The organism is Pseudoalteromonas sp. HF66 (assembly GCF_011806445.1).
Lineage (GTDB): Bacteria > Pseudomonadota > Gammaproteobacteria > Enterobacterales > Alteromonadaceae > Pseudoalteromonas > Pseudoalteromonas apostichopi.
This window is the reverse complement of record NZ_JAATOU010000009.1, coordinates 162102-183028: the sequence shown is the minus strand read 5'-3', so window position 1 is coordinate 183028 and position 20927 is coordinate 162102. Positions and strand designations below refer to the sequence as shown.

21 protein-coding genes and 1 pseudogene are annotated in these 20927 nt (G+C 42.2%); 9 read left to right on the top strand and 13 right to left on the bottom strand.

The window, feature by feature from the left end:
- Positions 1-135: pseudogene (gene tuf, locus HCZ11_RS11360) on the top strand (elongation factor Tu); the annotation flags it as partial.
- A gap of 101 nt (positions 136-236) precedes the next feature.
- Here the strand turns inward: tuf and HCZ11_RS11355 are convergent.
- The 7 genes from HCZ11_RS11355 to HCZ11_RS11325 all read right to left on the bottom strand — a co-directional run bounded on the left by HCZ11_RS11355 (position 237) and on the right by HCZ11_RS11325 (position 6593).
- A complete protein-coding gene (locus HCZ11_RS11355; protein ID WP_167658449.1) occupies positions 237-1121 on the bottom strand; it encodes a hypothetical protein in 885 nt (294 codons plus the stop codon).
- A gap of 124 nt (positions 1122-1245) precedes the next feature.
- Entirely contained in the window at positions 1246-2439 is a 1194-nt protein-coding gene (locus tag HCZ11_RS11350) for a dipeptidase (RefSeq protein WP_167658448.1), read from the bottom strand.
- A gap of 59 nt (positions 2440-2498) precedes the next feature.
- Positions 2499-2756: a YheU family protein gene (locus HCZ11_RS11345; RefSeq protein ID WP_167658447.1), complete on the bottom strand. Its 258-nt coding sequence runs from the start codon at positions 2754-2756 to the stop codon at positions 2499-2501.
- Positions 2753-3733, bottom strand: coding sequence for a hydrolase (locus tag HCZ11_RS11340; protein ID WP_130050288.1), 981 nt, complete (start codon positions 3731-3733; stop codon positions 2753-2755). The genes HCZ11_RS11345 and HCZ11_RS11340 overlap by 4 nt, the downstream gene beginning before the upstream one ends.
- Positions 3734-3875: 142 nt before the next feature.
- Positions 3876-4016 (bottom strand): DUF3149 domain-containing protein, encoded by a 141-nt coding sequence (locus HCZ11_RS11335; protein ID WP_074989877.1) that lies wholly within the window; start codon positions 4014-4016, stop codon positions 3876-3878.
- 245 nt (positions 4017-4261) lie between these two features.
- A complete protein-coding gene (locus tag HCZ11_RS11330) occupies positions 4262-4687 on the bottom strand; it encodes a TIGR02444 family protein (RefSeq protein ID WP_167658446.1) in 426 nt (141 codons plus the stop codon).
- The gene (locus HCZ11_RS11325) at positions 4674-6593 is read right to left on the bottom strand and encodes an ATP-binding cassette domain-containing protein (RefSeq protein ID WP_167658445.1); all 1920 of its coding nucleotides are present in this window, start codon (positions 6591-6593) and stop codon (positions 4674-4676) included. The genes HCZ11_RS11330 and HCZ11_RS11325 overlap by 14 nt, the downstream gene beginning before the upstream one ends.
- A 129-nt stretch (positions 6594-6722) precedes the next feature.
- Between HCZ11_RS11325 and HCZ11_RS11320 the strand changes: the two genes are divergently transcribed.
- The gene (locus HCZ11_RS11320; protein ID WP_054562906.1) at positions 6723-6926 is read left to right on the top strand and encodes a YheV family putative zinc ribbon protein; all 204 of its coding nucleotides are present in this window, start codon (positions 6723-6725) and stop codon (positions 6924-6926) included.
- Positions 6927-6948: 22 nt separating this feature from the next.
- On the opposite strand, the gene HCZ11_RS11315 is transcribed toward HCZ11_RS11320, so the two are convergent.
- Positions 6949-7161, bottom strand: coding sequence for a SlyX family protein (locus HCZ11_RS11315; protein WP_130050291.1), 213 nt, complete (start codon positions 7159-7161; stop codon positions 6949-6951).
- Positions 7148-8146: a WD40 repeat domain-containing protein gene (locus tag HCZ11_RS11310; protein ID WP_130050292.1), complete on the bottom strand. Its 999-nt coding sequence runs from the start codon at positions 8144-8146 to the stop codon at positions 7148-7150. The genes HCZ11_RS11315 and HCZ11_RS11310 overlap by 14 nt, the downstream gene beginning before the upstream one ends.
- A gap of 200 nt (positions 8147-8346) precedes the next feature.
- Between HCZ11_RS11310 and fkpA the strand changes: the two genes are divergently transcribed.
- The gene (gene fkpA, locus HCZ11_RS11305) at positions 8347-9102 is read left to right on the top strand and encodes an FKBP-type peptidyl-prolyl cis-trans isomerase (RefSeq protein WP_130050293.1); all 756 of its coding nucleotides are present in this window, start codon (positions 8347-8349) and stop codon (positions 9100-9102) included.
- Between the two features lie 54 nt (positions 9103-9156).
- Here fkpA and HCZ11_RS11300 read toward each other — a convergent pair whose 3' ends face one another.
- Entirely contained in the window at positions 9157-10203 is a 1047-nt protein-coding gene (locus HCZ11_RS11300; protein ID WP_175580437.1) for an LD-carboxypeptidase, read from the bottom strand.
- 143 nt (positions 10204-10346) lie between these two features.
- Positions 10347-10817: a sigma D regulator gene (gene rsd, locus HCZ11_RS11295; RefSeq protein ID WP_130050294.1), complete on the bottom strand. Its 471-nt coding sequence runs from the start codon at positions 10815-10817 to the stop codon at positions 10347-10349.
- 612 nt (positions 10818-11429) lie between these two features.
- Here rsd and hemE point away from each other — a divergent pair.
- A complete protein-coding gene (gene hemE, locus HCZ11_RS11290) occupies positions 11430-12494 on the top strand; it encodes a uroporphyrinogen decarboxylase (RefSeq protein WP_130050295.1) in 1065 nt (354 codons plus the stop codon).
- A 45-nt stretch (positions 12495-12539) separates the two neighbouring features.
- On the opposite strand, the gene sthA is transcribed toward hemE, so the two are convergent.
- Entirely contained in the window at positions 12540-13970 is a 1431-nt protein-coding gene (gene sthA / locus HCZ11_RS11285) for a Si-specific NAD(P)(+) transhydrogenase (RefSeq protein ID WP_062564769.1), read from the bottom strand.
- Positions 13971-13983: 13 nt separating this feature from the next.
- Positions 13984-15117, bottom strand: coding sequence for a fatty acid desaturase (locus HCZ11_RS11280; protein WP_130050296.1), 1134 nt, complete (start codon positions 15115-15117; stop codon positions 13984-13986).
- Between the two features lie 117 nt (positions 15118-15234).
- Here HCZ11_RS11280 and fabR point away from each other — a divergent pair, with 117 nt between their 5' ends.
- The 5 genes from fabR to leuD all read left to right on the top strand — a co-directional run bounded on the left by fabR (position 15235) and on the right by leuD (position 20900).
- Positions 15235-15864, top strand: coding sequence for an HTH-type transcriptional repressor FabR (fabR, locus tag HCZ11_RS11275; protein ID WP_130050297.1), 630 nt, complete (start codon positions 15235-15237; stop codon positions 15862-15864).
- 357 nt (positions 15865-16221) lie between these two features.
- Positions 16222-17769, top strand: a complete 1548-nt coding sequence (gene leuA / locus HCZ11_RS11270) for a 2-isopropylmalate synthase (RefSeq protein WP_062564775.1) — start codon at positions 16222-16224, stop codon at positions 17767-17769.
- A complete protein-coding gene (gene leuB, locus HCZ11_RS11265; protein WP_130050298.1) occupies positions 17766-18842 on the top strand; it encodes a 3-isopropylmalate dehydrogenase in 1077 nt (358 codons plus the stop codon). Before leuA ends, leuB begins: the two co-directional genes overlap by 4 nt.
- Before the next feature lie 58 nt (positions 18843-18900).
- On the top strand, positions 18901-20301 hold the full coding sequence (gene leuC, locus HCZ11_RS11260) for a 3-isopropylmalate dehydratase large subunit (protein WP_167658444.1): 1401 nt from the start codon (positions 18901-18903) through the stop codon (positions 20299-20301).
- A complete protein-coding gene (gene leuD, locus HCZ11_RS11255) occupies positions 20301-20900 on the top strand; it encodes a 3-isopropylmalate dehydratase small subunit (protein WP_167658443.1) in 600 nt (199 codons plus the stop codon). The genes leuC and leuD overlap by 1 nt, the downstream gene beginning before the upstream one ends.
- The last annotated feature ends 27 nt before the right edge of the window (positions 20901-20927 follow it).

The window sequence follows — 20927 nt, the reverse complement described above, 5'->3', positions numbered from 1 at the left end:
GTAATGCCTGGTGATAACATCAAGATGACTGTAGAACTAATCTGCCCAATCGCGATGGACGAAGGTTTACGCTTCGCTATCCGTGAAGGTGGCCGTACAGTTGGTGCTGGTGTTGTTGCAACTATCGTTGAGTAATCAACTATAGTAATGCATCAAGCATTAAGAAAAACCCGAGCTTAATCTCGGGTTTTTTTATGGGTGAAAAAGCTATCAGCTGTATGCTTTAAGCCGCTTTTTCATTTCCCTAACGCTTTGTCTAGCTCTTCTCTTAAGCGTGGGCTTTTTAGATTTTCAGCCATAATTTCGGCAACTTTTGCATTACTGCTATTTTCAAGAGTAGTTATTCGTTCTGCTAAATCGGTGGCGAAACTATTATTTCCGTCTCGCATTGCACGGAAAAATTGTCCAATCAGTGCAGTAGCAGAAATATTGCGAACATAATTATTATCGTCCGTTTGTAGTAACTTCTGAAAATGCTCAGCGAGTTTTGGCGAAACGTTTGTTTGTCGAGATAAACTCTCTAGGGCACTAACTCGGATCTTGGCATCATTAGTGTATTCACTGATGCTTATCATGGCATCGATTACTGCATTTGCTTGGCTTTCATCTAGGTCGCGCCTGAGCATGCTTAAGGTCATTTTTAGTTGGCCGTATGCTGCTAAACGCTCATTTTCTGATTTGCTTAAATTAAGCAATGTTGCGAGTGCTTCATTTATCGAAGAGTCAGCATATTGTGGGTCTGCTTTAATGCGTTCGCGGTAGTCGTCAGGTAAATTACTTAGCCAACCAAGAGCTGGGTTTCTCTTTTCAATCTCGGCGCGTCGCTCACTTTCTTGTTGTTCGATTGCTTGCTTTACCAATGAGGCAAGTAGCTCAGGAGCAATGGTTGGAGTTTGATGCTCAAGCTCGTGAATGCGTGTTTCTAGGTCTAAAATATAGCCATGTAAAGCAATGAGATTTTCTCGGTCTTGCTCAGGAATAGCTAACTCTTTTAAGCTAGATTTTGCTGGTTGAATTAGAAAAGGTTTGTCAGTAGGAGTTGATTTTGTTTGGCTATAAATAGATAAGCCCAGTGCAATGCTTGCAAAAACCAACGCAATATTCCCTTGCCAAGTCGACATATCACATCACCCAAATTGCTTTGTAATACTAGCAGATTAAAACAGGCTATTTGTATTATCAATTACTTATATTGATAAAAAAGCGCAGCTAGTTAGCTGCGCTTTTAAATAGAGTTAAAGCTGATTAATGGGCTTTTGCGTATGCTTCGGCTTGTTGCCATACGCGTAGCATATTGCCACTTAAAATCTTTTTGATGTCTTTATCGCTATAACCACGGTCCATTAGACCTTGCACTAGGTTCGGATAGCTAGACACATCTTTTAAGCCAGTAGGTAGAGAGTCGCCTACACCATCGTAATCTGAGCCAATACCCACATAATCGATGCCAATTAGTTCAACTACATGGTCAATGTGATCAAGTACTTGCTCTAAGCTTGCAAATGGGAATGGGTTTTTAGCACGATAAGCTGCGTCAAAATCTTTGCTTAGTTTAGTACCGTCTTTTTTCTTATCGGCTTTTGCAGATTTTAGTTGATCGTACCAAGAGCCAGCTTTTGCTGTAACAAAGCTTGAGCCGAAGTTAATTTGAATAACCCCACCATTCTTTTTCAGCGCCAATAGCATGTCATCATTCATATTACGCTCAAAACCAGGCGTATACTTACGAAGTGACGAGTGTGAAGCAATCACTGGTACTTTTGAAATTTCCATTACTTGGTAAAACGCATCATCAGAAATATGCGAAACATCAACTAGCATACCAATGTTGTTCATTTCTTTTACTAGTTCTTTACCAAATGGGCTCAGGCCTTTCCACTTACGACGAATATCATAAGATGAATCAGAAATATGGTTGCTTTGTGAGTGAGCTAGAGTGATGTAACGTACGCCACGCTCATAAAAATGCTTAAGGTTTTTAATGTCGCCTTCGATAGGCGAGCCGTTTTCCATACCCATAGCAATCGACATTTTGCCTTGTTTAAATTGCTCTTTAATATCGGCAGTAGAGTCTGCAATAGCGAACTTATTTGGCGCGCGTTGCACAATGGCTTCCATAGAATCGATCAGCTGATTTGCTAATTGATAGCTCTTACCTTTGCCTTCAAACTCTAGGTTTGCAGGAATGTAAATTGACATGAAAGGGGCATTCAAACCACCTTGCACTGCACGTGGATAATCAAAGTCTCCGTCGCTTGTGGCTTTTGTTACATCTGCCCATTTGTTATGAATACGGTAAGGCACATCGATATGGGTATCGATTAAGATAGTTTCTTTTGCCAGCTTAATGGCTTTATCTGATGCAGTAACCTGAGCTGCGTTTGCTTGACCAATCAGGGCCAAAGAAACCGCAGCAACCAGTGAGCTTAGTTTTTTCATTTTTAATGGCTCTTTAAGTTAAAAAGTCATTGTGAAGGGTTACTGTATAACTTACAAGTTTAGTCGTTAAACGACGCTTGGTACTCTGGATCGGCTTGCAAAGCGATGAATTCAGCTTTAGAGATAATCGTAACTGACTCATGTAACTCAGAAAAAAACACCATAGCTTCACCACTTTTAAGTTGTTGGTGAACCTGCGCGACCTTGCTTTCAATACTAAACTCTTGTTCGCCGTAATCAGTACCTTCACGTAAAACATAGCTTTCGATTAAATTATGTAGGGTTTCTTTATCAAGGCGGTCGTGAGGAATGATCATAGCTGCTCTTTCTTAATTAATTGTTGAAAATACTCTGGAACAATACTTTCAAGCCAATACTTGGGTTTAAAAGGGTTTTTGCCGCTAATAAAGCCAACATGACCACCTTGTTCAGAGATGCGCAGCGTAACATGTTCACTCACATCTAAGCTATCTGGCACAGCTTTTATTGATAACATAGGGTCATCTTTGGCGTGCACAATAAGCGTAGGCGTTGCAATGCTTTTCAAAAATGGTTTTGCGCTAGCTTGTTGATAATAATCTTCAGCGCCAGCAAAGCCATGTAGTGGTGCTGTGAGCATGTTATCGAATTGCCATAAGTCATCAATCGCCATTAGTTTTTCAGGTGTTAAGTTAATTTGCTGTTCGATTTGTGGCAGCTTTCTTTGCATTGATTTTTTCATACGGTCGAGCAAATACTTTTGATATATTTTGCCCAAGCTTTTGCGAATAACTTCACAAGACGATGACAAGTCAAATGGCGCAGACACAACTGCTGCGCCTGTTAAGTTCGATTTAGCACCTTGCTCACCTAAATATTTTGCAAGCACATTACCACCTAATGAAAAGCCCACAGCAAAAAGCGGGCGTTTTGGAAATTTGCTCTTAAGGTGGCTGATGAAAAAGCGTAGGTCCTCTGTTTCTCCACTGTGATAAGCGCGTGCTAAACGGTTAACTTCGCGTGAGCAGTTTCGAAAATGCATTAACACCACTGCAAAGCCTTGCTGCTTTAGTTTTTTCATCATGCCTTTAGCATAAAAACTATTTATGTTGCCTTCTAAACCATGCAATACAATGGCGAGTGGGGCTTGTTCGTTATGAGGGATTGCCCAAGCTAGTTCTAAAAAGTCACCATCAGGGGTATCGATTGTCGATAAGTCGTAGCGGGTATTATGAAAAGGGCGAAAAAAGCGCGGCATTATGGTTTGTAAATGGCGATTGCGCATCCACCACGCAGGCTTAAACTCAGGTAACATAGCTGACACTTTCGAAACAAAATAAGCGCCTATTGTAGCAAGTTTTTGCTTTTTGAGAACCGCTGCGAGATTTTTGCTATATACAAATAAAAAGCCCCTAAACAATAAATTGAATAGGGGCTTTGTGCGTCGTGCTTAATTCTTACTTAGGAACTTCTGCGTCGTGAACTTTTTTAATAAAGTAACCAACATAGAAAAGGCATAAAACGATAACAACTGCCAAAATGCCGAATGACATAAATAAAACTGGGTCGCTAAAAAAATCTCTGAAGAATACGTTCATGGTTGTGCCTCCTAATGTCTATGAGTTAATCATAGGCTGGCTTGAGGACGGCTGATATGATCCAGATCAAGCAATTTTCCTGATGCTAACTAAGGCGATTTAATAGTTGATTTGGATCAAGTTTAATGGGGGCGTTGAGAGTTAAGCAGAGCGATTGGATGGTCTTTTAATGTTGTTAGCTTGATTTTTAATTAAATGGTAGGAGAAATTTTATCGCTTATCGCTTATCGCTTATCGCTTATCGCTTATCGCTTATCGCTTATATATAGCATTATATTGTTAGTATTAGGACACCGAGAGAGTGCCATGCTATTTAATGTGTTTATAAGTAATTGTTGTTGCTGTTTTTCGAGCTTGAGTTCTGCGCTGAGTAACTCTTTGCGAATAGTGGGGTAGTCTGGAAGCTCGGTTTGTATAGTTTTAAGGTAGGCGCGTGTTGCACGTAAGGGTTGTAAAGCGTGCTGGTCAAACTCGGCTATGCATGACTCAAGCTCACTTAGTTGAGGTGGGGTTACAGCAAGCTCTAATGAGTCCAGATAATAAAGCAGTAGGCAAAGGTTCACATTTTTGCCTTGCTGGTTTTGATAGTCTAGTAGCTTTGTTTGCATGCCATCTTTGCTGTAAAGCTGACATGCAAACTGCCAAAATTCCTCGCTGTTAAGCGTTTTCATCGGCAAAGGCCTGCTCTTTTTCTTCAAGCTCTTCAAGTGCCATGAGTAGCTCTTCTTCAACGTCATTTAGCTTCGGGGTTAAGTTTGCTTGTTTACTAAGCAGCTCTGTCAGTTTGGCTTTATTTTCATCATTGTATAAGTCATTGTCAGCAAGTGCATTTTCGATTTCTCCAAGCTCTGTAGAATACTTATCAAGTAGCTTTTCAAGCTTTTCGATTTGCTTTTTCAACGGCTGTACTGACTTTCTAAATTCTGCCTCTAAGCGCTTTTGCTCTTTACGGTTAACGCTTGAATGTGCTTTCGAGGCATTGTCTTCAGTGCTTTTAGCAGCTTCTTTGTTAGCATTGAGTAGCCATTGGTAATAGGCGTCAAGGTCATAACCAAATTGTGTTACTTCGCCGTTATCAACGAGGTAATACTCATCAGCGGTATTTTTTAGCATGTGACGGTCGTGCGATACGGTAACCATAGCACCTTCGAAGCCTTGTAGTGCCATCACTAGGGCATGGCGCATTTCTAAATCTAGGTGGTTAGTTGGCTCATCCAGTAACAGAAGGTTTGGCTTTTGATATACCAGCATGGCTAATACTAAACGGGCTTTTTCACCGCCAGAAAATGGCGCAACTGGCTCAAGTGCTTTATCACCAAAAAAAGCAAAGCCACCTAAAAAGTCACGCAGTGATTGCTCTGGAGCTTGCGGGTTTAAACGTTGTAAATGGGTCACAGCACTGGCTTTTAAATCAAGTGACTCAAGCTGATGCTGAGCAAAGTAACCAATATTTAAGCCTTGATGCTGAAATACTTCACCAGCTTGAGGCTGTAAATCGCCAGCTAATAATTTAATGAGTGTTGACTTACCCGCGCCATTACGGCCAAGCAGGGCGATGCGACTACCTGGAACAAGATTTAGCTTGATGCTATGTAAAATGGTGATGTCGCCATAACCTGCTTTGGCTTGGTCGAGTGTCATTAATGGATTTGGCAGGGCCGTTGGCTCAGCAAACTCAAAATCAAAGGGTGAGTCAACATGGGCTGGGGCCAATTTTTCCATACGCTCTAGCGCTTTTACGCGGCTTTGTGCTTGCTTAGCTTTACTGGCTTTTGCTTTAAAGCGAGTAATAAACTTTTCAAGGTGAGCAATCTGTTCTTGTTGTTTTTCGAACATCGCTTGTTGTTGTAATAAGCGCTCTGCTTTTTGACGTTCGAATTGCGAGTAGTTGCCTTTATAAACGTTTATTTTTTGTGAGTCTATGTGCCAAATTTGGTCAACCACGGCATCGAGGAACTCTCTGTCATGGGAAATGAGCACCAGAGTGCCTGTGTAGGCCCGTAAAAAACGTTCTAACCAATACACGGCATCTAGGTCTAAGTGGTTGGTTGGTTCATCCAGCAGCAATAAATCGGCATCACGTATAAGCGCTTGCGCCAAGTTTAAGCGCATACGCCAACCACCCGAAAAGGCGCTCACCGGGTTGTCTATTTGCTCATTACTAAAACCTAAACCGTGTAACAGTTCGCCGGCTTTTGCTTCAATGCTGTAGCCTTGAATATATTCTAGGCCAATATGTGCTTTAGCTTGCGCATCGCCATCATTATTTTGCTCAGCTTCGCGTAGTGCAATTCTTAGCGCGTAATATTCAGGATGGCCTTGTAATACATAATCGAGGGCACTGATTTCGAGCGCGGGTGTTTCTTGCTTTACAGAGGCTATTGACCAGTCTTTAGGAATTTGGCATTCACCGGCATCGAGTTGCAATTCAGACTTTAATAGCGCGAACAGCGTTGATTTACCACAGCCATTAGCGCCAACAAGGCCGACTTTATGCTCTGGGAATAAGGTTGCAGAGGCACCTTTTAATAAGGCGTTACCACCACGTAGAAGTTCGATGTCTGAAATTTGGATCATGAAAGTTTACTTGCACAGCACTAATTAAATTGCCGCTATCATAACACGGATCACATTAGGCTTCGCAATCGTATCAAACAGAGAGTTATTAGGCTAAAATAGCCACCTACATGCCACGGGAGATCATCTATGAGACAAAAGAAACGCTTTATTGCTGGCGCATCATGCCCTGAGTGTAAGGCTATGGACACCATGATGCTTTATAAAGAACATGATGTGGAAAAAGTGGAGTGCGTACAGTGTGGCCACAAAATGACGCAACCAGAACAGGCTGTGCAAGCCTCAACACGCCAATTTGAGCAAGTGATTGGTGTATTTAAGCCGGGCGATTAATTCCCGGCTCTATCCTACCTAATTAATAGTGCGGCGGTGGCGGCTCTTGCATTTGCGACATCAAAGAAGGCTGTTGTGATTCTTTGATCTTCTCTGCAAGTAACTCAGTCTGGCGTTTCATTTTTGCCAACTGCTGTTGGTGCGCTTTAAGCTCATCATTCAATATTTCAATTGTTTCATCTTGAAAAGCGACTTTCGCTTCAAGTTCCATTAGACGATTTTCAATTGTATTCATTTGATTCTCTTAGATTAAAACTTTCAGCGAATCCGCTGGAGCTTTCGGTTAATAACGCTTGGTTGTTATCAGTAAACGCAACATCTAACACCACGGCTGATTTCGGGCGGCTTCCTTCACGAGGAATAACTTGCCACGTTTGTAATTTTTTACCAGACTCAAGCTGCCATAAATCGACTAATCGATTGGGTGAACCGGTGGCAATTAAAGTGCCTTCATCGTTAAAACGGACGGCGGTAAAAATTTTCTGACGCGCAATATACGCCAGTTTGCTAACAAGATCACCTGTAGTCAGCCGCCATACATTTGCTTGCTTCATACTGTCTGCGGTAAATGCGTAACGACCTTGTGGATCAAGGGCGACTTGAGTAACGCGACTTGGATGATTAAAGCGATGGATCACCTGCCCTGTACGAGTATCCCAAAAGTAAGCAACGTAGTCATTTGAACCACTGATGGCGTAGTGGCCGTTAGGTGATAGGTCAACAACATTAACTTTTTCTTGATGACCAAGGAACTCTATGCGCCTTCCACTCTCTAAGTCGAGGTAAACGACTACACCGTCGGCGCGGCCGTATAATACGCTGCGCCCTTGGTTACTTATCGCGATATCTCTAATGGTTGAGGCGTGAATTTTGTAATAACCTGTGTTGTTTCCCGTAGCAATGTCCCACACTGCGAATGTGGACTTCTCGGCGGTAACAGCATGGCTATTGTCGTAAGAAAGAGCTACGGTGTGAACGAGGCTATCTTGAGCTTGTTGTTGGAACCATTGGTATTTTAACACTTGCTGTTGATTATCCCACAGTGCAACCCCATGGTGTATTGATGAGATTAGGCTGTATTTGCCATCGTGCGAAAGCGCGGAAGCAAATGCTCCTCTAGCCGCATGCTCATAGCGTGCAGTAGATTGCTCATGTTGCTCAGAGCAGCCTGCAACTAAGCAAAGGCTGAGCAGATACAAAAAAGTACGAAATATCGACATATTACGAGTATTTCCCCTTAACTCTTAGTGATTGAGAGGTTAGACTAGGTCTCGTTGAAGGCCTAGGTTGTTAGTCTAATCGCTGATCATGCAATTGCATGACGTTAGTTATTAGACAAGCAGCCTACCATGTAGGTCGTTAATCTTTAACTAGTAATAATACAATAATTGACAACTGCAAAGTGTGTCGGAGATATAAAATGAGAAAGACGATTAAATTGTCATTGATTGCAGCGTCAGTTTTAGCGCTAACAGCTTGTAATCAGGAAGCAAAAAAAGAACAGCAAGTTGAAGTTAAACTAGAGACTGAAGCTCAACAACAAGCATACGGTATTGGTGCGTCGGTTGGTAACTTCCTAAACCAAGATCTTGCAGATAAAAAAGCACTGGGTGTTGAACTAGACGAAGCACTTCTTAAGCGTGGTTTTGAAGACGCACTAGCAGGTAACGCTAAACTTGATGACGAAAAAATTCGTGAAGTATTAACGGCGCTTGATCAAAGCATTCGTACCAAGCAAGAAGAAAAAGCGAAAGTAGAAGCTGAAAAGAGCAAAGCTGAAGGCGAGAAATTCCTAGCTGAAAACGCGAAGAAAGAAGGCGTTACTGTAACTGAGTCTGGCTTACAGTACGAAGTAATCACTGAAGGTGAAGGCGAAAAGCCAGTAGCAACTGACGTTGTTAAAGTACATTACAAAGGTACTTTAATTGACGGTACTGAATTTGATAGCTCTTACTCACGCAACGAACCAACAACGTTCCCACTTAATCGTGTGATCCCTGGTTGGACTGAAGGTTTACAATTAATGCCAGTTGGCTCTAAGTACAAGTTCACGATTCCATCTGATCTTGCATACGGTGAGCGTGATCTTGGTAAGATCCCAGCAAACTCAACGCTTGTTTTCGAAGTAGAATTACTTGAAATCCAAAGCGATGATAAAGCTGTTCCAGCTGAGTAATATTTAACTCACTATAAAAGGGCCTATAGGCCCTTTTTTTACGCGTGAAGTTTATTAACTAAATGCCGCTTCTTTCATTTTTAATGTGCCATTATTTGCATCAAGCTCAACCAAAGTGCCAACAGGTAAAATAAATTGGCGTTTAATATGGCCAATCATGGCTCCACGATAAGCAGGAATTCCCAGCGGTTTTATATGATCTGCAAAAATATCGTCAAGGGTTAATGAGCCATAACCTCGGCCAGGCCTACAGTCATTACAATCACCAAATACAAAGCCTGCAATCTTATCAAGTGCGCCCATGAGTTTTAGTGTACTCATCATTCTGTCAATTCGATACGGCGCTTCATCGATATCTTCTAAAAATAAAATTGCGCCATTAAAGTCAGGTAAATAGTCCGAACCTGCAAGGGCAGTCAGCACCGTTAAGTTGCCACCTATTAATTGTCCAGTAGCTTTACCTGGAGTAATCGTTTGGGTCAAATATTGTGTGTTAACTAACTCATCTTCGGCTTTTGGTAAGTTTTGGAAATACATCAGCTTACGCGCTTCGAACATGTTCTTAAATTGCGCTACGTGAAAAGGGTTCCAGTCACTTGATGCATTTGGGCCATGAAAGCTGATTAATCCAGCTTGAGAGAGTAACGCGTTGTGCAGAGCAGTAATATCCGAATATCCCATCAGTGGTTTTGGATTGTTACGGATCATCGCGTAGTCAAGCAAAGGTAAAATACGGGCGGCCCCTGAACCTCCACGTAAGCACAAAATGGCATCAACTTCTTTATCACTGAATAAGCTATTCAAATCGCTAGCTCGCATTGCATCTGTGCCAGCTAAGTGCCCTCGTCTTGCCAGAATGTTTGGTGCAAGCTTAGCCTTGTAGCCTAATGCTTCTATAACGCCCTTTGCTAGTACGATATCAGCCTGCTGCGCGGTGGCTGCTGATGGACTGCACACACCTATAGTGCCTCCCTTTGCCAGTATTTTTGGCTTTATTAATGTTTGGGTACTGCTATTTTGTGCAGCCATTAAGGGAGTTGATGTTAGACTTGCGCCTGCTGCAAGGATTGAGAGTGACTTTAAAAATGACCGTTTATTCATAGCGAGCCTCATGTTTTTATAGTATGAGTATCGCATTGAAAAAAATATTTCAAATATTTGTTACGAAATGGAATAGATGATTCTTTTGGAGATGGCAAAAAGAAACTTTCAGCAGAGAGTATTTCTCTGCTGTGTAACTGATGTTAGCTGGTGTGATTTGAATATAAGTTGTCGATTAACTCATCTTCTAATTCAAAGCGTAATTCAAGGGCTTCACCTAACGTTGATAAGTCTTTATCAAACTCATCAAGCAGGTCGTCTTGCTCTACTTCTGCGTATTTGTCGTTAAAATCGAGTGCTACATCTGTGGTTTCAGAAATGCGAGGATATAAGGTATTAGCCAACTTTTGGCTATCAGGGCCTTTTTCTTCACACGCTTTGGCAATGTCGTCGTAAATTTCGAAATGGCCAGCAGAAAGGTAATCCATCAGAATTTGGCAAAAGTTTTGAATTTGCAGTTGATCAGGAAGGGCGTGATCTTTCTTTTCATACGGTGAAAAGCCTGCAATACGGCAGAACAACACAAGCAGCTCTTGACGTTCTGTAAGCCATTTGTCGATTACAGAGTGACTACCGCCCCACTTTTGTTGAGCTTTTTCCAAACGCGTCAGCATATTTCATCTCCTCGCTGAGTAGGTTTTCCTTTGTATATATAAAAAGGAAATATGACACAAAGATCAACTAAATTCTTAGTGTCTAATTGCAACAGATTGTAAAAGTCATCCTAAAGGCATATTTTTTAGCATTGAATAGGCTAAGAAGCACCCTTGTTTTTTAGAGTGGACTTTTTTTTCTCTAATTGCAGTGTATGGGAATTGATTCAAAACTACTAGTATTAATTTTGCAATTTTTATCTAAGGGATGGGTGTGTAATTTACTGATTTAGAAAAGAAAAAACCACCAAAGTTGGTGGTTTAATTCTTTTTCTAAGACTTGTTAAACAAGCGTTCTTATTATTATGGGAAGATTGTTGTTCTTATTGTTATAAGATTTTTATTATTGTTTTTGTTAACGCGGGGTAAGTTATACCAAGCTTTTTTGGATGTTGCAAATTTATTAATGAAAAGTTTTAAATTTATTTTGTTTTTGTGCAAAAAACGCACGGTAGGCTTAGACTGGCTTAAAAAACATGATCTATATCTAGCCTTGATTATCTATCCATAGTGAGACGCGCAATATGGTGATACAATCTGCTCAATTTCATTCAGTTCTAGGATTCTATACGCATGAGCGAATTAAAAAACGATCGTTATTTACGTGCACTACAAAAGCAACCTGTTGATGTCACACCGGTATGGATGATGCGCCAAGCTGGCCGCTATTTACCTGAATACCGTGCTACACGTGCCCAAGCAGGCGACTTTATGAGTTTATGTAAAAACGCTGAACTTGCTTGTGAAGTAACGTTACAGCCATTACGTCGTTATCCGCTTGATGCTGCAATTTTATTCAGTGATATTTTAACTATTCCTGATGCTATGGGCTTAGGTCTTTACTTCGAAACAGGTGAAGGTCCGAAATTTGAACGTCCGATTTCTTCATTAGCAGATGTTAAAAAAATCCCAAATATCGATCCAACTGATGAGCTTGGTTATGTGATGAATGCGGTAAGTACGATTCGCCGCGAATTAAAAGGTGAAGTGCCGTTAATTGGTTTCTCTGGTTCACCTTGGACACTTGCAACTTACATGGTTGAAGGTGGTAGCAGCAAAACATTCGGTAAAATCAAGAAAATGGCTTTTGCAGAGCCGCAAACCCTGCACCTATTACTTGATAAATTAGCTGACTCAGTGATTGACTACTTAAACGCGCAAGTTAAAGCGGGTGCGCAATCGTTAATGGTATTTGACTCATGGGGCGGTGTATTAAGCCCACGTGACTACAATGAGTTTTCATTACAATACATGCACAAGATTGTTGATGGCTTAATTCGTGAATACGATGGCCGTAAAGTGCCAGTGACGTTATTTACTAAAAATGGCGGTCAGTGGATTGAAGCAATTGCAGCAACTGGCTGTGATGCAGTAGGCCTAGACTGGACAATTAACATCGGTGATGCAAAACGTCGTGTTGGCGATAAAGTAGCGCTACAAGGTAACATGGACCCAGCCATGCTGCATGGCACGCCTGAGCGAATTCGCCAAGAAGTTGCGACTATCCTAGAAGACTTTGGTACAGGCTCTGGCCATGTATTTAACCTAGGTCATGGCATTACACCAGATGTAGACCCAGAAAACGCAGGTGTATTTATCAACGCCGTTCATGAATTCAGTGGTAAATACCACAAATAAGCAAAAGCTAGTCATAAAAAAGCCCGCATTAAGCGGGCTTTTTCGTTACTTAAACAAACGATTTAAACCATTTAATGCGGCTACGCGATAGGCTTCAGCCATGGTCGGGTAGTTGAACGTGGTATTTACAAAGTAATCAATGTTATTACCGCCGTTCTTTTGCTCCATAATTGCTTGGCCGATGTGAACGATTTCAGAGGCACGCTCACCGAAGCAGTGCACGCCAAGTACTTCTTTGGTATCAACATGGAATAAAATCTTTAAGCTACCTACCTCAGTGCCCGCAATTTGCGCACGCGCTAAATGCTTGAATTGAGCACGACCTACCTCGTAAGGGACTTTTGCTGCTGTTAACTCTTGCTCTGTTTTACCGACTGAGCTCATTTCAGGAATTGTATAAATACCTGCTGGAATATCAATGATCAGCTTTTCATCACAGTTACCACATGCAATCGCATCGGCTGCAATACGGCCTTGGTCAAATGCCGCACTGGCAAGACTTGGGTAACCAATTACATCACCGACAGCATAAATGTTGTCGACTTCTGTTTGGTATGTTTCATTCACTCTAAGCTGGCCACGACCATCCGCTTTTAGGCCAACAGCTTCAAGATTGAGTGTGTCTGTGTTACCAGTACGACCATTGGCAAATAAAATACAGTCAGCTTTTACGCGCTTACCTGATTTTAAGTGCATTACCACACAATCATCGCGAGTTTCTACGCGATCAAACTCTTCATTATGACGAATAACAATACCGCTATTCCAAAAGTGATAGCTTAGAGCATCTGAAATTTCTGCATCCATAAAGGCCAGTAGGCGGTCGCGGGTATTCACCAGGTCAACCTTGGCACCTAAGCCTTTAAAAATAGAGGCGTATTCACAACCAATCACACCGGCACCATAAATCAGCACACGATGAGGGTCATCTTCAAGGCCTAAAATCGTATCGCTGTCGTATATACGTGGGTGTTTAAAGTCTACACCCGGTGGACGATAAGGGCGCGAGCCAGTAGCAATAACAATCGTTTGTGCAGTAAGAGTTTCAAACGAACCGTCTAGGTGCGTCACTTTGATAGTGTGTTTATCAATAAACTCAGCATCACCTTGATACATATGAATGCGGTTTCGCTCATAAAAGCTGCTACGTAAATTAGATTGCTTTGAAATGACGTTACTTGCGTGGCGCAAAATATCTGGGAAAGTTAAGCGGTTAGGGCGCTCACTAATATTAAAAAGCGGGTTTGCTTTATATTCAATATAACGGCTCACAGAATGACGTAATGCTTTTGACGGGATAGTACCCCAGTGAACACAACCGCCGCCTACTGCTTCTTGACGCTCAATAACAGCGACTTTTTTGTTGCTTTTAGATAGGTTCATGGCGGTACCTTCACCGCCAGGACCTGTACCTATGATGATCGCATCATATTGATAAGATGGAGTATCTTTTTGCTTTACTTGTTGTTTGGCCACAGCCGCTCCTATGTTAACTAAAAGAGGCTTTTAACAACCTCGCATTTAGTGCAAGCCAAGCCTGCTTTTGGTTTTCCCAAGCGGCTTCAAGCTCATGATATTGTGTCATTAATGCTGATTTTTCGCACTGCTTCATCATTTTATTTCGTTTGATTTCTAACACGCGTTTTTGCAGGGCACAGAAGTGTTGCAGTCTTTTCAGCAGTAAATCGTACTCAGATTGTAATAATGTAAGCTTATCTTGCGCTAAAGGCAATTTTGCGAGGCGACCTTGGGTCTTATTCATCAAGGTTTCTGCTTTGGCTTTTTCAATTCGCTCAATAGGTGTGCGCTTTAATTTTGAAGCAAGGCCAATTGCAGCTAAAGAGCGGATCATCCACTTCGTTGGATCATAATGATACCACTTGATGCCGTTACGGTAGTCGCTTGCAAAAATGTGGTGGAAGTTATGATAGCCTTCACCGTAAGTGAATAGCGCTAAAAAACCATTATCACGCGCCGTGTTCTTTTCTGTATATGGACGTGAGCCCCAGATGTGTGCAAGTGAGTTGATAAAAAACGTAAAATGCTGGCTTAATACTAAGCGCAGTAAACCAACCAGTAATAACATCCCCCATACATCACCAAGCATTAAACCTAGCAATAAAGGAATACCAAAATTAGTCGCGACGACTAATTTCATATAATGGCGGTGTTGCCACATAACAACTTTATTTTTTTGTAAGTCGCGACAGTTACTATAGTTCCCGTATTGCTCGCCTTGATAATCACGTAACATCCAACCTATGTGGCTATACCAAAAACCATTTGTGGCGGCATATGGGTCTTTAATTGGATCATCGACTTGACCATGATGAATACGGTGATCGCTACTCCAGTGCAACGCACTATTTTGCAGAGCAAAAGCACCGCCTAAAGCAAAAAATACTTCAATAACAGGGTGCACATCATAGGCTTTGTGTGCCCATAAACGGTGATAACCGGCAGTAATAGAAAGTCCGGCGTAGAACATACAGCCAACGAAGGCTATCCACTGTGTACTGGTGTATCCGTAGCTAAAGCCATACCAAGGAACAAGGGTGATCGCGGCCAAAAATGTAAGGCTAAAAAATAGCACATTGGTCCAAATAATCGGTGGTTTTTTCATCTGAATAAATCTCGGCGTACAGTTGTACGCTAAAATAGTGTTTCATTCTCTCCGCGTCAAGTATTAGACTGTCTCATTAACCGAAAAAATTATTAAAAGTTCACTCTGGGAGTTTCCATGTCGGGTGTTAGAGCGCAACAGAAACAAAAAACACGACAAGCACTGATCGAAGCAGCATTCAATCAATTGAGTGCTGATCATAGTTTTTCTAATTTAAGCTTGCGTGAAGTTGCCCGTGAAGCAGGGATTGCACCAACTTCTTTTTACCGTCACTTTAAAGACATGAATGAGCTCGGATTGACCATGGTTGATGAAGCTGGTTTAACACTTCGCCAACTTATGCGCCAAGCTCGCCGTCGTATTGAGAGTGGTGGCAGTGTGATCACCACATCAATCGTTACTTTTATGGAATTTATAGATAACTCGAGCAACCAATTTAGATTGTTATTGCGAGAGCGCTCAGGGACTTCAAAAGCATTTCGTGCCGCGGTTGCTCGTGAGATTAAACATTTCATTTTAGAACTCGCACATTATCTTGAAAGCGAAACACCATGCGATCCAACTCATGCATATATCCAAGCTGAAGCTATGGTGACTTTGGTATTTAACGCCGGTGCCGAGGCCCTCGATATTGAAGGGGCGCAGCGCGAAGAGCTGGTTGAACGCCTGATCTGGCAATTACGTTACATTGCGCGCGGTGCCACTTTATATGTACGTGATAGTAATCAATCTCAAAAGTTAATCTAAGCAATAGAAGCTTTACCGTCCGAAATTTTAAACGTTCAATACATTTAAGTTGGGTTAATTAACCTGTTAATTGCTTTATTGTGGATTTTTATTTCTAAAATTGGGATTTGAAAATCGATTTTGTGGAAAAATTATGCTTGCAAGCTGGTTTTTTGAATGTTAAAAATACAGCCACTGAACACACATTTAGTAAATTAAGATGCAAATTACACATTCAATTACATTAAAACTAAACCTCTTACTGATTAAATCAGTGAGCGGGGCTTAGTGTATTTGCATTTGTAGAACATTAAAAAACCCCGCAACCGCGGGGTTTTTTTTATCTCGCTAATGGGTCATTGGGAACGAGGACAGTTTATGAAAGATAAGGTTTGGATTTTTGACACAACGTTACGTGATGGTGAGCAAGCATTAAAAGCAAGCCTAACCGAAGACGACAAAATTCAACTTGCGCATACCATTAGCCGCTTAAATGTGGATGTAATGGAAGTAGGTTTTCCGGTATCTAGCCCGGCAGATTTTCGCTCTGTACAGCGAATTGCGACTGAAGTGAAAGGGCCAATTATCTGTGGCTTAGCACGTGCAGTAGCAAAAGATATTGAAGCATGTGGTGAAGCACTTCGCCCGGCAGAGCAGGGCCGTATTCATACTTTTATCGCAACCAGCCCATTACATCTTGAGCACAAATTACGTATGAGTTTAGACGATGCAACGGCAATGGCTGTTAAGTCGATTAAACTTGCTCGTAACTACACGGATGACGTTGAATTTTCATGTGAAGATGCTGGCCGCACGCCACACTGGGATTTATGCCGCATCGTTGAGAGTGCCATTGATGCGGGTGCATCAACCATCAACTTACCTGATACCGTAGGCTATGTAACACCTGACGAATATGCAGCGATGATTCATCACTTAATGAACAATGTACCAAACATCGACAAGGCGCGTTTAAGTGTGCATTGCCATAATGATTTAGGTTTAGCGGTTGCTAACTCAATTGCTGCGGTACAAGCCGGTGCGCGTCAAATCGAATGTACTATTAATGGTATTGGTGAACGTGCAGGTAACTGTTCGCTTGAAGAAGTGGCGATGATCATGAAGATGCGTGAAGACCACTTAAAAGTGCATACCGATATTCGCAGTGAAGAAATTTATCGTGCTTCGCGCCAAGTCGCGAAGATTTGTAATATGCCTGTGCAACCAAACAAAGCAATTGTTGGCGAAAATGCCTTTGCACACAGTTCAGGAATTCACCAAGACGGCGTATTAAAAGCGCAAAACACGTACGAAATTATGTCGCCAGAAAGTGTCGGTGTACCTAATAACCAATTAAACATGACTTCGCGTTCAGGTCGTCATGTTATTGAGCATCGTTTAGAAGAGTTAGGCTATCAAAAATCTGATTACGATATGGATAGCTTATACACTAGCTTCTTAGCATTAGCAGACCAAAAAGGCACTGTGTATGACTACGACTTAGAAGCTATGATTTACTTCAATCAAATCAAAGATAAAGACGAGAAGTATCAACTTGAATTTGTTAACTCTACGTCTAACTCACAATCAGTAGCGAGCTCAACAATCGGTATGACAATTGATGGCGAGTCTAAGCAAGAGGCGGCAACAGGTAATGGCCCTGTTGAAGCATCATTCTTAGCAATTGAGCGCTTAACGGGTATGTCGGTCGAAATGATTGAATACAACCTAGAAGCAACAGGCCAAGGCGCCAGCTCGCTTGGGCAAGTGAACATTATTGCTAAATACGATGGTCGCCCTTATCACGGTGCGGGCATTGCAGCGGATGTGGTTGAAGCGTCAGTACGCGCCATGATCCGTGTTTATAACTTAATTTATCGTGCACAAAAAGTGTCTGATTTAAAACAACAGAGGAAAGCAGGATGAGTCAATCGAATTACAGTATCGCAGTATTAGCAGGCGACGGGATTGGTCCAGAAGTTATGGCTGCAGCAGAAACCGTCTTGGATGCTGTAAGCGAAAAATTTGGTTTTACTTTGACTCGTCATCACCACGCGATTGGTGGTGCTGCCATCGATGAGTTTGGTCAGGCACTGCCGCAAAGCACATTGAGCGCATGCGAAAATGCTGATGCGATTTTATTTGGTTCGGTAGGCGGCCCTAAGTGGGAAAACTTACCACCGAACGAGCAACCAGAGCGCGCGTCACTGCTGCCACTGCGTAAGCATTTTGGTTTGTTCTGTAATTTACGCCCAGCACAATTATTACCAGCACTAAGTGCTGCGTCACCGCTCCGTGCAGATATCAGTGCACAAGGCTTTGATATCTTATGTGTGCGTGAGTTAACCGGCGGTATTTATTTCGGTGAAAAAGGCCGTAGTGGCGAAGGTGATCAAGAAGCAGCTTTCGATACCCAGACCTATTCACGTAAAGAAATTGAGCGCATCGCACGCTTTGCATTTGAAGCTGCAAAGCTGCGTAGTAATCACGTTACTTCAGTTGATAAAGCGAATGTATTAGCGACCAGCGTACTTTGGCGTGAAGTGGTCTCTGAAGTGAGCAAAGACTACCCAGAAGTAAGCCTAGACTACATTTATGTTGATAACGCGGCAATGCAGTTAGTGAAACAGCCAAGCCAGTTTGATGTACTTCTTTGCGATAACCTATTTGGTGACATTTTGTCTGATGAGTGCGCGATGATCACAGGCTCTATGGGCTTATTACCATCAGCGAGTTTAAATCAGTCTGGCTTTGGTTTGTATGAACCTGCTGGTGGCTCAGCACCAGATATCGCGGGTAAAGGGGTGGCAAACCCAATCGCACAAATTTTAAGTGCTGCGCTTATGCTGCGCTACTCACTAGGTCAAGATGAAGCGGCTCGCACGATTGAAAAAGCGGTAGCAGAAGCGGTTGAGGCCGGTGTTGGTACGCCAGATATCTACCCAAATGCAGGATACACCACCAGTGATGTTGCTGCGGCAATTGTGGCACGTATTTAATTAAAAATTGTTTGCGCTGAGCTCGTCACTCAGCGTAACTAAAATGAGGGAATAGCAAGTGGCCCAAACCTTATACGATAAAATTTGGCAAGCTCATGTAGTCGCCAGTATTAATGATCAAACCGATTTACTTTATATCGACCGTCACCTAGTTCATGAAGTTACTTCGCCGCAAGCCTTTGCTGGTTTACGTGAGAAAAACCGCAAAGTACGTTGCCCAGAAAAGACCTTTGCAACCATGGACCATAACGTTTCAACAAAAAGCCGCTCATTAGATGCAGCCAGTGAAGTGTCGAAAAACCAATTAATGGCACTGGATGCAAACTGTAAAGAGTTTGGTATTCAACTTTATGATTTAAATTCTATTAACCAAGGTATTGTGCATGTAATGGGGCCTGAGCAAGGCATAACTTTACCTGGCACAACCATTGTTTGTGGTGACAGCCATACCTCTACCCATGGTGCATTTGGTGCACTAGCGCACGGTATTGGTACTTCAGAAGTTGAACATGTACTAGCCACTCAAACGCTACAGCAGAAAAAAGCCAAGTCGTTAAAAATTCAAATTAATGGTCGCCTTCGTCCAACCGTTACTGCAAAAGATTTAATCATGGCAGTGATCGGTAAATTAGGAACTGCGGGTGGTACTGGCTATGTTGCCGAATTTTGTGGTGAAGGAATCGAAGCGCTGTCTATGGAAGCCCGTATGACGCTTTGTAATATGAGTATTGAAATGGGCGCAAAAGCGGGTTTAATCGCACCAGATCAAACAACTTATGATTATTTAAAAGGTCGCCCATTTGCACCAAAAGGTGCTGACTTTGATAGTGCTGTTGCCTACTGGCAAACGCTAAAAACAGATGAAGGCGCACAATTTGACCATGTTGTTGAATTGGAAGCTGCTGATATTCAACCGCAAATTACTTGGGGTACCAGCCCTGAGCAAGTGATTGGCGTAGATGAATTCATTCCTGATCCTGATAAAGAGCCAGATCTAATCAAAGCTGATGCGATTCGTAGCGCACTAAAATATATGGGTTTAAAGGCTGGCGATAAATTGTCTTCAGCAACTGTTGATACCGTGTTTATTGGCTCATGCACAAATAGCCGAATTGAAGATTTACGTGCTGCCGCGCAAATTGTTGAAGGTAAGCAGGTTGCAGCGGGTGTTGAAGCACTGATTGTTCCAGGTTCTGGCCTTGTTAAAAAACAAGCCGAAGACGAAGGCCTTGCAGATATCTTCAAAGCAGCTGGCTTTGAATGGCGTGAGCCAGGTTGTTCAATGTGCTTAGCAATGAATGACGATAGATTAGAAGCCGGTAAACGCTGTGCGTCGACCTCAAATCGCAACTTTGAAGGTCGCCAAGGTCGCGGTGGTCGCACTCACTTAGTGAGCCCAGCAATGGCAGCGGCAGCGGCAATTCATGGTCGTTTTGTTGATATCAGAGGAGAAGCCTAATGAGCGTATTTTTTAGTGGCTTAATGGCCCCGTTAGATAAAAACAATGTTGATACTGACCAAATTATTCCAAAGCAGTTTTTAACGTCGACAAGCCGTGATGGTTTTGATGCGGCGCTTTTTTACGATTGGCGTTATTTAGATAACGGCGAGCCAAACCCTGAGTTTATTTTGAACCGCCCTTGTTACCAAGGTGCGCAAATTCTTTTAACTCGCGACAATTTTGGTTGTGGTTCATCGCGTGAGCACGCGCCATGGGCATTAAAGCAATATGGTTTTGAAGTTATCTTAGCGGAAAGTTTTGCCGATATTTTCTTTAATAACTGCGGCAATAACCAAATGCTTGCTATCGCATTACCTGCAGAAACACTTGAGCAATTATTTGTGCTGAGTGAACAGCATGATGATATTAATATCGAAGTTGATTTAGAAAACCAACAACTTCGTAGCGATAAGTTTGACACTATTCACTTTGATATTCGCCATGATATTAAAGAGCGTTTATTAAGTGGCTTAGATTTTATCGGTGTGACTGAAACACTTAACAGCCAAATTGATGCTTTTGAGAAGCAACTAGCAGCAGAGCGCCCTTGGCAATAATCTGTTCTTCCATGTGAACCTAAACGC